An 11,709-nucleotide genomic window follows, 5' to 3' on the forward strand; every position below is an offset into this window, starting at 1 on the left:
CAATGCTTGACCAGATGAGCTGAAACCAGCAAATACTGCTTGACCGAAGTAGAGCGACTGCCTATAGTAGCGCCCCGTTGCCACCTGTACGGCAACCCCCGGTGAGGTGTCCGAGAGGCTGAAGGAGCACGCCTGGAAAGTGTGTATACGTGAAAACGTATCGAGGGTTCGAATCCCTCCCTCACCGCCATATAAAAGAAAACGCCCTTAGCGAAAGCTAAGGGCGTTTTCTTTTATATGTTGATGGGACTGACGAGAAGCCTCGCCAGGGTTCGACAAAACGGCAGGACTGCCGTTTTGGACCGCCAACGGCGGCCCGCAGGGCGAGCGCCATGGAGGGCGCGAGTCAATCCCGCCGACGCCAGGGCTTTTTATCCAACGCCAGCCCGCAGGGTTACTGATTGCCGCCGGTTAAACGACGCTGCAATTGGTCGCGCAGATTCGGCGGCGTACCTTTGATGGTCAAGGTATCCGTTGCCGGATCCCAGAAAATGCGCTCGCCCAGCAATAACGCATCGAAATTCAAACTGATGCCGCCGCCGCTGCCGGAAAATTTTGTCAGTTGCCGCAGCGTACTGCGATCGGCGGGGAAACTCTCTTCCAGCTCATATCCCTGCTCGGTTGAGAATTGCTGGAACGTTTTATCGCCCAGCGGCGCCAACTCCTGCGATAGCGCCTGCAACTGAATTTCCTCACCCGACTGCAACTGCTCGTTGCAATAGCTGTACACCTGCTGACGATAGTTCTGACGCTCGTTTTTATCCAACTGCGCATCGGCGCAGTACTCATCCACCGCCTTCAGCAGGCCGCGGTTTTGCGCTTTGGTGTCCAGCCCTTCCGCCGCCGCCAGAAAATCCATGAAAAAATCAGAGACTTTCCGCCCTACCCGTCCTTTTAGAAAGGTCAGGTAACGCGTGGACTCGGGGTTGGTTTCCCATTCGGTCAAATCGATGCGCGCGACAATATCCGCATGATTGATATCCAGATAATGCGTACTGCTGATATCAAGCTGCTCATTGACCCGCATGCTGTTGCAGCTATTGAGAACCGCGATCAGCAAATATTCAACGGCCAGATAACGATACTGGCAAAACAGCACAATGCCGCCCTCGGCAAAAGGGTATTTGGCCAGTTCATCGCGCAAGCGCCCGGTAGCCGCCCGCGTGAAGCCCAGAAAATCCTCATCCCCTTTACGACAGGCCCGAAGCGCGTCCGCCAGTTCACTTTGCTCATTAAACAAGCCGTAAGCTTTATTCTTGGCGCTATAGACGCGATGCAATTCAGCCATCATCTCTTCCACTGTCGCATTGGTCGACAACAAGGAATCGCGCAACACCATTTCCAGCGTTTGCTCGTCGCGTTTGATTAGCTGATGCAGGGCAATCTGGCCGATATCCAGACTCATGATAAACTCTCCTTTTGGCAAGGAGCGTATTCAAACACCGAAGCGCGGTGGCTGCAACCGAAAAGCCTCGCTTAGCCTGTTGTATATACGCATGCGGTATAGAATGATAAAAGTGCGGAAAAGGACTAGCCTATACGGTAAGATATCCGACTTTAACCGCCGGAGAAACACCATCTTATGCCACAATCATCCCGTTACAGTGACGAACACGTTGAACAACTGCTCTCCGAACTGGTCAATGTTCTGGAAAAGCACCATGCGCCAACCGATCTTGCTTTAATGGTGCTGGGCAATATGGTGACCAACCTGATTAATACCAGCGTTGCCCCGGCTCAACGTCAGGTCCTGGCCGGTTCTTTCGCCGAGGCATTACAGGCTTCGATTAAAAAAGCAGATAAAGCTCACTAATTTTTGACCAACTTATGGTAACCAACCGTCAGCGCTACCGTGAAAAAGTTTCCCAGATGATCAGTTGGGGACACTGGTTCGCATTGTTTAATATTTTGCTCAGTCTGGGGCTGGGTAGCCGGTATCTGTTTGTTGTCGATTGGCCCTCCTCGCTGTTTGGCCGCATTTATGCACTGGTAAGCTGGCTCGGGCATTTCAGCTTTATCGGGTTTGCCGCCTATCTGCTGATAGTTTTCCCGCTGACGTTTATCGTCATGTCGCAGCGTCTGCTGCGCTTTCTTTCCGCTGCGCTGGCGACGACGGGGCTGACGCTGCTGCTGGTTGATATTGAAGTTTTCACGCGCTTCCATCTTCATCTCAACACCACCGTCTGGGAGTTGGTGGTCAACCCGGATCAAAGCGAGCTTGCCCGCGACTGGCAGCTGATGTTTATCGGTATCCCGCTTATTTTCATGGTGGAAATGCTGTTCGGCACCTGGTGCTGGCAAAAGCTGCGCAGCCTGAATCGCCAGAGCTTTGGCAAACCCCTGGCGGGCGTTTTTATCTCGGCGTTTGTCGCTTCGCACCTGATGTACATCTGGGCGGACGCCAATTTCTACCGTCCGATTACCATGCAGCGCGCCAACCTGCCGCTCTCCTACCCCATGACGGCACGCCGTTTTCTGGAAAAACACGGCCTGCTTGACGCGCAGGAATATCAGCGCCGTCTGGCGCAGCAAGGCAACCCTGAAGCGATGACGGTGGAATACCCGCTGAACGACATCGCCTTCCGTGATAGCGGCAGCGGATATAACCTGCTGATGATTGTGATAGACGACGCCGAAAGCGACGCTATCCAGCACGGCATGCCGGGCTTGGCGCGCTTTGCCGAGCAGAATATCCGCTTTAGCGATCATTACGACTCGGGCACCCAGCCGAATGCCGGGTTATTTAACCTGTTCTACGGGATCTCGACGACGTATATGGACGGCATTCTGAGCGCCCGTAAACCTTCCTCGCTGATGACCGCGTTAAGTCAGCAGGGTTATCAGTTTGGTCTGTTCTCCACCAACGGCTTTGATAATCCGCTTTATCGCCAGGCGCTGCTGTCCGACTTCTCTTTGCCGGCGCCGCAGAAACAGAGCGACGCAGCGATTACCGCGCAGTGGCAGCAATGGCTGAACCACGATAGCAACACCGCGCCCTGGTTCTCTTATATCGAGCTGGGCAGTGCCTCACAGGACGGGGAAACCGCAAAGCTCTCCGCGACGGAACAATCCCGGCGCACTGCCACGAACCGTCAGAATACCGATCAACAGATCGACCGGATTATCAGCACATTACAGGAAAAGGATGTACTGGATAAAACCGTGGTTATTATTACCTCCAGGCAGAAAAATCTCGGCGAACAAGATAGGGCAAAAATTTTCCAGCGCGCGCAATGGCAAATTCCGCTAATCGTCCACTGGCCGGGAACGCCGGCGCAGACGATTAGCAAAATGACGGATAACAAAGACGTCATGACTACCCTGATGCAACGATTGCTGCACGTTAAAAACGCCGCGGACGATTATTCCCAGGGAGAGGATTTGTTCTCGGCGCAGCGGAGCAATAACTGGCTGGCGAATGGCGATGGCGGCGATTTAACCATTACCACGCCGGAGCAAATCATTATGCTGGAAAGTAACGGCAGCTATCGCGCCTACGACCGGGAAGGACGTAAGCTGAATGATGAAAAACCCCAGCTTGCCCTGCTTTTACAGGTGCTAACCAATGAAAGACGCTTTATTGCCAACTAACTGCCTAAATCTAAAGCAGTCGTTCGGTTTAGCTATTGCAATCATGACAATAAAAGGTAGTATAAGCGCCCATAGCATCGGCACGTAGCGCAGCCTGGTAGCGCACCGTCATGGGGTGTCGGGGGTCGGAGGTTCAAATCCTCTCGTGCCGACCAAATACATCTTCGGTTAGTATCCTTTACTACCGGAAACCCCACAGAAACCCGCATTCTCTTTGAGTTTGCGGGTTTTTTGTTGCCTGTTATCTAGCGGTTTGCTTCGTTTTCAAAAAGTTGCCACTGACTGGTACGAGGTGAAAAAATCCCAACCGTTGGCCGGGAATACCATTAATGATATCTTGCGTTCGCTGGAAAAATACATGTTCCCGTTCATTGGAATCATGCCAATCACACCCAACTCACCGCCTACCACTTCATCAACGCGCTGGAACCGATACCGGCCAACGGCAAACAGGAAACCGTCAAAGGAGTTAGTCTGCGTATGTTGTATAACCACAGAATAAATCTTATCTCGTTCCTGAACGTCACAACCTACTAGAAAACAAATAAATTCTCATGCAAAGGACTAGATACCATCTAGAGGTAGCTTGCCTCATCAAGTCCAACTAACTACAATGTATACAAAATACACAATTCACTGGGGGGGAAGTATGGGTGTTATGTCCGTTCGATTGAATGATGAAACAACCGCGCAGCTTGATGCTCTGGCTAAAGCCACGGGACGTACTCGCTCTTTTCTGGCCGGGCAAGCCATTGAAGACTATCTTGCGCGAGAAGCCTGGCAGATTGCAGAGATCGAGCAAGCCATTAAAGAAGCCGATGCAGGTGATTTTGTCTCATCAGATGAGATGAACAATATCTTTAAAAAGCTAGGAACGGCAAGACATGGAAACTAAATGGCTGCGTAAAGCCGCGGCCAATTTAGAAGCCGAGTACCTCTATATAGCTCAAGACGATCTACAGGCTGCCAGCCAGTTTGCAGATGAAGTTCAAAGGGTAACGAAATTATTACCCCAACAACCAGCAATGGGAAGACCTGGTCGTGTGCCAGGAACGCGTGAACTGGTGTTAACGCACTATCCCTACATCATCCCCTACCGCGTGAAAAATAATATGATCCAGATTCTACGCGTCTTTCATACGCACAGGCGTTTACCGTCAAAATGGTGAACAACCACGGTGAAACATGGAGAACGCAGCCGCCAGGCATTCTTTCCTTTTGCTGGTGACCATGGGCAATTCACACCGCTGGAGTTACTGCGCGTCAGAAACCTGCTCCTTGCCGAACGTGTGGGCGAATTGATGCGCAGCGCTCTTTCTTTTGGTACAGCCGAGTGGCGTGAGTTTATGTTGCTAGATGGCATTCTATGGCAACACACCCGGAAAATGATGGTGTTGGCGCGTCGTCAAGCGAAGTTAAATTTACAACACGGCCAGCGCTAAAAATCAGCGTATCAAACGATACTCGACTGATACGCACAGACTATTTCTCAGGATGACTTTTCGCTTTAGTTATACGTTTAGTCATATGAACAAAAATAAATTCATAACGAAAGCAACAAAAACATCAAGTTACGCTATAAATTCAATTTCTCTCATGTTATTTGTTTTCCATACTCATCGGCGTTTAAGTGGTGATTCATAAAAAATAAAATCAGCACGGTTAGTGCAATTCAGACGGGACTATTGGTCGGATGCACAATTTCATCGGCGATAATCAAATCCGACTGGAGCATCGATCCTGCTGCTGATACTCTGTTGCATAAATATCGAACTTTTCAAAAAAATGATGGTGTGTACCCGACGACATCATCCGTATTTTATCGTAAGTAGATGACGCAATGCGGATTCGACCGTCAGGCCATCGCACACTACGCTGCTTTAGCTTTCGGGCGGCCTGATTGGTCGCCTTTTGCCGCACGGATAACCCATTTGCATTAATAACACCATTTGCTGAATGGCGGGCGTACTACGCTGCCGTTATTAACGTTCGGCGAGGGAAAGTCGGGGTATAACCAAGACCGTTTCATGAAAAAACTAACAGATACAAACTGGTATAAGAAACGATATTCAAACCGTGTGCTGTTCTGGCGAGAGATCTCGCCGCTTGCTTTTCCCATCTTTATCGAGGGCCTGTGCGTGGTTCTGATGGGGGTATTCAGCACTTTTCTGGTGAGCTGGCTGGGCAAAGAAGCGATGGCGGCCGTCGGTCTGGCCGATAGCTTTAATATGCTGATTATTGCTTTTTTTACCGCTGTCGCGCTGGGTACCGCCGTCGTCGTGGCATTCAGTCTGGGCCAACGCAACAGAAAGCAGGCCCGGTCGGCTTCGAGTCAATCCATCTCCCTGCTCGTTTTGGTGTCGTTCCTGCTGGTGGTATTGGTCGAGTTTTTCGGCGCGGTGATTATCGATCTGATTGCCGGCCAGGCCAATGACAATGTCAAAAGCCTGGCCCTGACCTTCCTGCGCTGGACGGTGTGGGGCTACCCTGCCCTGGCCATTACGCTGGTAGGATGCGGGGCGCTGCGCGGGGCGGGTAATACCAAATTGCCGATGGTTATTAATATCGGGATGAATATCCTCAATATTGTCATCAGCAGCCTGTTGATTTATGGCTTTTCTGCCTGGGACGGACTCGGTTTTATCGGCGCCGGCATCGGGATTACCCTCGCCCGTTATATCGGTGCGCTGTGCGTTATCCTGACGCTGATGCACGGCTTTAAGGGCGCGCTCAGGATACCGTTCAAATCCTATTTCGCCCCTTTTACCGCCGCCATTTTGTATGAGGTGCTCAGTATTGGCATCCCCGCCAGCATTGAATCCGTGATGTTCAACGTCGGTAAACTGATAACCCAACGTTTTGTCGCCGGAATGGGCACCGAAGTCATTGCCGGGAATTTTATCGCCTTTTCAATTGTGGGATTGATTAACCTTCCCGGCAATTCGCTGGGCTCCGCCGCCACCATTATTGTGGGTACTCGGTTAGGCAAAGGGCAAATCATGCAATCCACCCGGCAGTTGAACTATATTTTCTGGCTTTCGAATATCGGTTCGTGCCTCCTGGCGCTATTTTCCATCCCCAGCGCCGGATTTCTGGCATCGTTCTACACCAATGAACCGGAAGTTATTGGCGTGGTTAAACATCTTATTTGGCTCAATGCGCTCTTTACGCCGATCTGGGCGGCATCATGGGTGCTGCCGGCCGGATTGAAAGGGGCGAAAGACGCCAGCTATACCATGTGGGTGGCCATGGCCGGCATGTGGGGGTGCCGGGTTATCGCCGGCTATATTCTTGGCGTTATTCTCGGATTTGGGGTTATTGGCGTGTGGATGGGCATGTGTTTCGACTGGGTTGTCCGCGGCGTGCTTTTTTACCGCCGGATGGAAAGCGGACGCTGGCTGTGGCGCTACCGTCCTCAAGAGACGCCGTGACGATAAGCGCATTTCCCCGCTTATCGTCAATTGGTCGGCGTTCGTCCGTTATTTCTCTTTGCGCGGAAATATCTCCCGCTCAGGCATAGCGCCGTTTTAGCGGCGCGAAGCGGGTGGCGATAATCATTAATACCACCACGCCCACCGCCATAATCAACCAGGCCTGCTGCAACCCCGCGGTATGTTGACGTATAAATCCGGCGAGAAGCGGCATCAGGCTGGCAAGAATATATCCCCCGCCTTGAACAAACCCCATCAAGGCCCCGGCCTTATGCGAATCGGTAACCTGATCCAGGGCAACGATCAACGACAAAGGAAACAATGCGCCGATGCCAATTCCTATCATAATGATGATGGCATAGGTCAGCGTCAGGGGAGCGACGATCAATCCGATCATTCCCGCCAGCAGAATGGCGAGTACCGGCAACAGCAACCGGCGGCGATCGGGGAAATAGTTGATGCAGGCCGATACCAGCAGCCCTGCGGATACTTCGGTCAACGTCAGCCCGCCCAGCATTAAACCGCTTTGCGTCGAACTCAAACCCAGTTGGATATAGTAAGGGGGCAGCCATGCCAGAACCAGCGTATAAGCGCCGGTGCCGATACCGAAAAACGCCATTAACAGCCAGTCCATTGAGGTTCGATGCGCGGTTGAGACCGTCACAGCCTCGTTTTTCTCCCTATACGCCCGGGGTATGATTTTCCAGGCCGCCGCCGCAATCAGCGCCATGACTCCCCAGCACGCCAGCGCGCTCTTCCAGCCCCACGCATTCGCCAATGGAGAGACGGAAGAAGCGGCAATGGCCGCGCCCCCCATTATCGCCGTGGTGTAAAGCCCCATAAGCAGGCTACTGTGGCGATTGAAATGGTGCTTGATAAACGACGGCACCAGCGCCTGGATCACGGCGATGCCGATTCCGGCTAGCGCCGCGGTCAGCAGCAATCCCGCAGCGCTATTGATCCACCAGCGCATGCTGCACGCAATGGCGATAATCATAATCCCCAGGGCGATTCCGCGATATTCCCCGAGACGCGACTGTAGCCGACCGCCATACAGCGCGCACCATCCCATGGCAAATACCGGCAACGTGGTCAGCAGCCCGGCCATGGTGTCGTTTAATCCCGTGGCGGCCTGGATCTGCGTCAGCAACGGTCCGATTCCCGCCAGCACCGGCCGCAGATTTAGCCCCAGCAAGATGACGGTAATAAATATAAATACGCGGGTCCGGCGTGGTGATGCCACAACCATATAAAAACCTCAGCAAGTTATTTCAGGTTTGGATTACATCCGGGCGACAGCGTCAAAGCAATGCCGCCGATCGGCGCGGCACACTACACCGATCGCGCTGACAAAACCAGTAAAAAAAAATCCGCCCCTGAAGGCGGATTTTGCAGACACACTCTTAACAACCAAACTTGAGGGCTAATGCCTGAAGCTATGGATTAGAAACGATAACCTACGCCAACGGCCCAGGTACCGACGTCAACGCTGCGGATACGGCTTTGCTCGTAACCCAAATCCAGCGCCACGTTCTCAATCGGGTTGAACTGCAGACCGGCACCGTAGGTGAAGCCATAATCGTCATTCTTGTTGTTGTCAGAACCGTTGTCGCCGTTATAGGTATATTTGCCGTGGCCTAAACCGATAACACCGTAAATGCTTGCCCAGTCATTCAGACGATAAGCGGGACCGGCGGTAATACCGATATATTGACCTTTGTTATAGTATCTATCAGCATCACTGCTGCTATCTTCCAGATAGGTGAAAGAACCGATGGCGCCCAGCGGGCTATTATCCCACTCGTAACGGTATTTCAGGTTAAAACCTTTTGCCTTGTTGACTACGCCCTGGGCATCACCCTGAGCATAACCTGCCGATACGGTACTCTGACCAGCCAATGCAGAACCTGCGCTAACGGCTAATACACAAGCCAGAGCTGAAAGACACGCGATTTTTTTCATATATACAGCCTCGAATTTATTTTATTGGAAAGAACACCTAACGCTGTAAATATAACAAAAAAAAAGTGAACTTGCCGCCTGATAAATATTTTTCAATCATAACTTAGATGTAACAAATATTTTCAAGTAGCCCTAGTACACTAATTATAATAGCTTTTCTTAGTTGACAGCCAGAATAAAAAATAATTCAAAACATGTCAATAAAACAGAATATTCTTAATTTTCCGTTCAGTTTGCATGCAAAGAGATTTGTCAAAAAACAAATCGATTAAATATAGCGTAAATAAAGGTCAATAAAAGTAAGCATAAGCGCGGCAAATCCTTTACAATTGGTTAGTCTGGCGGCACCGGGTTTTGATATCAGCCGTTCTTTCTACATTTTATCAAGGCCGTAAAAATGACCTTACCTTCTCCCCGTCTATCAGCGTTGCTTCCCGTTTTGCTCATTATTGTGTCGATGGTATCGATACAAAGCGGCGCGGCACTGGCCAAGAGCGTGTTTCCGCTGATCGGCGCCTCCGGGGTAACCGCACTACGCCTGGGCATCGGCGCGTTAATCCTGTGCCTTATTTTTAAACCGTGGCGCATGCGTTTTGGCAGCAACCGCCTACCGCTGTTAATTTACGGCATTACCCTGGGAGGCATGAATTTTTTATTTTACCTCTCACTGCGTACCGTCCCGCTGGGTATCGCCGTCGCCCTCGAATTTACCGGCCCGCTTGCCGTCGCCATGTTATCATCACGCAGGGTGATTGATTTTTTATGGGTTATTCTGGCCGTTCTGGGATTATGGTTCTTATTGCCGCTCGGAAATAATATCGGCAATGTCGATATGCCGGGTGCGCTATGCGCCCTTGGCGCGGGGGCCTGCTGGGCGCTATATATTCTTTTCGGACAGAAAGCGGGCTCTATTCACGGCCCCGGCACCGTTGCCGTCGGCTCTTTCATTGCGGCGGCGGTATTTTGCCCCATCGGCGTGATCTATTCCGATGCGACGTTATTTTCATCCGCCATATTACCAGTGGGTATTGCCGTGGCTATTCTTTCCACCGCGCTGCCCTATTCTCTCGAGATGGTCGCGTTAACTCGCCTGCCGGCCAGAACGTTCAGTACCCTGATGAGTATGGAGCCGGCGATCGCCGCCGTTTCCGGCCTGTTATTTCTCAGCGAACATTTATCATTTACCCAATGGATGGCGCTGATTTTTATTATCACCGCCTCGATTGGCGCCACCCTGACCATTAAACCGGCGGAACTCGCCGACAAAGAACCTGATCACTCCCCGTTATAATGGCCGACACGCTGCGGAAAGTGACGCAAAAACGCCTCGCTCTCCCGTGGAGAGCGTAACGGTATAAAACGAATATGGCGGTAACGAGCGTCGGACAGATCCGCCAGATAGCGTTTACGATTCGTAGAATAGGTTTTTATCGTCCAGATGATAATTGAGTCGCGGCTGAAAAAACTGCGCATAAATGATTCCCGGTTTCCCGTTCCCGCCCATAACTCCTCTTTGCGCCATGAACGCCGCCAGGCGCGGGAAACCGCCTGAAAAAGCGTACGGCTAAAGCCATAGTCCACCCAGACCACAACATCCACGTTGCGCCATTTGATATCGCGGGTGCGGTTATAGTTGCCGTCAAGCACCCAGCTTTGCGCCGCCAATACCGTTTCAAGGCGCGGAAAAAACTCGCTGTCCGGGCTTTCCCGCCAGTTTTCCCGCCAGAACAAGGCATCCATTTCTATATAAGGAACCCCCAGCCGCTGCGCCAGGCCTCTGGCGATGGTCGATTTTCCGCTACCGCTGGTGCCCACCACGTTGATTTTCATTCTGGTCCCATTGCCGCGCTATTTCAGCCGTTGTGATATATAATATAAATGACAACCTATGCGATTATATCCTATCCTAAATAATTATCATTTACGTCGATATTGACATCAATAGATACCGCGAGTAGTTATAGCCAAAAGCACGCCATTAAAAGAGCCTGATAATAAAAAGTTATTTTATATTCGCCATAGCTATTTATTCAATAGGTGATTCTTTTTAAAATTTTGCTTTATTGCTGCTATAATAAACCCCGTTGAACAGTAAGATTACGAACAATTAAATAATGAGGAAAATATTATGCGTACCGCTAAACTGGTAAACCCCGCATCTTCCGATCTTATCTACACGCGTAATGATTTGGATGACGAAGTCAAGACCTCTACTATCAAGCTGTTAAGTCAGCTGGTAGTGGATCTGATCGATCTTTCCCTGATCACCAAGCAGGCGCACTGGAACCTGCGCGGCGCTAATTTTATCGCCGTTCATGAAATGCTTGACGGCTTCCGTACCGCCATTACCGACCATCAGGATACCGTGGCGGAACGTATCGTTCAGTTAGGCGGTGTCGCGCTGGGCACGGTGCAGGCCGTTAACGAAAAGACCGATCTGAAAAGCTATCCGACGAATATCCACAGCGTGCAAGATCACCTTAAAGCGCTGGCGGAACGTTATGCCGTCGTCGCTAACGCGGTGCGTAAAGGCATCGGCCAAACCGAGGATGAAGATAGCGCCGATATCCTGACCGCCGCATCGCGCGATCTGGATAAATTCCTGTGGTTTATCGAATCCAATATCGAGTAAGTTTCGCTTTTAAGCCAAAAAAGATAGACCGGGGCCGCGTATGCGGCCCTTTTTTTATGGCGGGCGTCGTGCCCGCCACCTTTCAGGCCGTCG

Annotated in this window: 12 protein-coding genes, 2 tRNA genes and 1 pseudogene; 11 read left to right on the forward strand and 4 right to left on the reverse strand. The window is 51.3% G+C overall.

The features are described 5' to 3' along the window. Positions 1-100 precede the first annotated feature (100 nt). Positions 101-190: transfer RNA gene (locus MFP24_RS14960), tRNA-Ser, on the forward strand. Positions 191-394: 204 nt separating this feature from the next. Here the strand turns inward: MFP24_RS14960 and yejK are convergent. Then, positions 395-1,405 carry a nucleoid-associated protein YejK gene (gene yejK, locus MFP24_RS14965; RefSeq protein WP_249230944.1) on the reverse strand — a complete coding sequence of 337 codons (1,011 nt, stop codon included), beginning with the start codon at positions 1,403-1,405 and terminating at the stop codon, positions 395-397. 177 nt (positions 1,406-1,582) lie between these two features. Here yejK and MFP24_RS14970 point away from each other — a divergent pair, with 177 nt between their 5' ends. The 8 genes and pseudogenes from MFP24_RS14970 (at position 1,583) to MFP24_RS15005 (ending at position 7,022) form a co-directional block, all read left to right on the forward strand. Next, positions 1,583-1,813, forward strand: a complete 231-nt coding sequence (locus MFP24_RS14970; RefSeq protein ID WP_249230943.1) for a YejL family protein — start codon at positions 1,583-1,585, stop codon at positions 1,811-1,813. A gap of 14 nt (positions 1,814-1,827) precedes the next feature. Then, positions 1,828-3,591 (forward strand): LPS biosynthesis-modulating metalloenzyme YejM, encoded by a 1,764-nt coding sequence (gene yejM / locus MFP24_RS14975; protein WP_249230942.1) that lies wholly within the window; start codon positions 1,828-1,830, stop codon positions 3,589-3,591. A 78-nt stretch (positions 3,592-3,669) separates the two neighbouring features. Next, positions 3,670-3,746 (forward strand) — tRNA-Pro (locus MFP24_RS14980). A 107-nt stretch (positions 3,747-3,853) separates the two neighbouring features. Continuing rightward, positions 3,854-4,074 (forward strand): annotated as a pseudogene (locus MFP24_RS14985) (phage integrase central domain-containing protein); the annotation flags it as partial. A gap of 166 nt (positions 4,075-4,240) precedes the next feature. Further along, complete coding sequence (gene relB / locus MFP24_RS14990) at positions 4,241-4,486, forward strand: type II toxin-antitoxin system RelB family antitoxin (protein ID WP_249230941.1); 246 nt, start codon at positions 4,241-4,243, stop codon at positions 4,484-4,486. After that, positions 4,476-4,760, forward strand: coding sequence for a type II toxin-antitoxin system RelE/ParE family toxin (locus MFP24_RS14995; protein ID WP_249230940.1), 285 nt, complete (start codon positions 4,476-4,478; stop codon positions 4,758-4,760). The genes relB and MFP24_RS14995 overlap by 11 nt, the downstream gene beginning before the upstream one ends. Positions 4,761-4,769: 9 nt before the next feature. Next, positions 4,770-5,033, forward strand: a complete 264-nt coding sequence (locus MFP24_RS15000; RefSeq protein ID WP_249230939.1) for a hypothetical protein — start codon at positions 4,770-4,772, stop codon at positions 5,031-5,033. A 585-nt stretch (positions 5,034-5,618) separates the two neighbouring features. Then, on the forward strand, positions 5,619-7,022 hold the full coding sequence (locus MFP24_RS15005) for an EmmdR/YeeO family multidrug/toxin efflux MATE transporter (RefSeq protein WP_249230938.1): 1,404 nt from the start codon (positions 5,619-5,621) through the stop codon (positions 7,020-7,022). Between the two features lie 79 nt (positions 7,023-7,101). On the opposite strand, the gene MFP24_RS15010 is transcribed toward MFP24_RS15005, so the two are convergent. Together MFP24_RS15010 and ompX are read right to left on the reverse strand one after the other, a co-directional pair. Next, a complete protein-coding gene (locus MFP24_RS15010; protein ID WP_249230937.1) occupies positions 7,102-8,271 on the reverse strand; it encodes an MFS transporter in 1,170 nt (389 codons plus the stop codon). Positions 8,272-8,465: 194 nt separating this feature from the next. Then, the gene (gene ompX / locus MFP24_RS15015) at positions 8,466-8,984 is read right to left on the reverse strand and encodes an outer membrane protein OmpX (RefSeq protein WP_249230936.1); all 519 of its coding nucleotides are present in this window, start codon (positions 8,982-8,984) and stop codon (positions 8,466-8,468) included. A gap of 397 nt (positions 8,985-9,381) precedes the next feature. On the opposite strand from ompX, the gene rhtA reads away from it, so the two are divergent. Then, positions 9,382-10,275, forward strand: coding sequence for a threonine/homoserine exporter RhtA (gene rhtA / locus MFP24_RS15020; protein WP_249230935.1), 894 nt, complete (start codon positions 9,382-9,384; stop codon positions 10,273-10,275). Here the strand turns inward: rhtA and MFP24_RS15025 are convergent. Continuing rightward, a complete protein-coding gene (locus MFP24_RS15025) occupies positions 10,260-10,814 on the reverse strand; it encodes a shikimate kinase (protein WP_249230933.1) in 555 nt (184 codons plus the stop codon). The genes rhtA and MFP24_RS15025 overlap by 16 nt on opposite strands. Before the next feature lie 298 nt (positions 10,815-11,112). Between MFP24_RS15025 and dps the strand changes: the two genes are divergently transcribed. Further along, entirely contained in the window at positions 11,113-11,616 is a 504-nt protein-coding gene (gene dps / locus MFP24_RS15030) for a DNA starvation/stationary phase protection protein Dps (RefSeq protein WP_136168075.1), read from the forward strand. Positions 11,617-11,709: the final 93 nt, after the last annotated feature.

The sequence above is a fragment of the Brenneria tiliae genome (assembly GCF_023347575.1).
Lineage (GTDB): Bacteria > Pseudomonadota > Gammaproteobacteria > Enterobacterales > Enterobacteriaceae > Brenneria > Brenneria corticis.